The organism is Rhodosalinus sp. FB01 (assembly GCF_041365715.1).
Classification (GTDB): domain Bacteria; phylum Pseudomonadota; class Alphaproteobacteria; order Rhodobacterales; family Rhodobacteraceae; genus Rhodosalinus.
This window is the reverse complement of record NZ_JBGFSH010000039.1, coordinates 1-207: the sequence shown is the minus strand read 5'-3', so window position 1 is coordinate 207 and position 207 is coordinate 1. Positions and strand designations below refer to the sequence as shown.

1 pseudogene is annotated in these 207 nt (G+C 66.2%); it reads right to left on the bottom strand.

The features are described 5' to 3' along the window. Window positions 1-207, bottom strand: a pseudogene (locus AB6A65_RS16415) (IS5/IS1182 family transposase); the annotation flags it as partial.

Genomic DNA, 207 nt, shown 5'->3' with positions numbered 1-207 from the left:
TGGACGACATCTCGGGGTCGCGCGCCCGGGCCTCGTTCTTCGTCGAGGACGGCGCGTCGATGATCGTCGCGTCCACCAGCGTCCCCGAGCGCAGCGTGATCCCCTGGTCGGCGAGATGGCCGTTCACCTCCGCGAACAGCTGCTCAGTCAGATGGTGCCGCTCCAGCAAATGGCGGAAGTTGAGGATCGTGGTCTCGTCGGGAACTC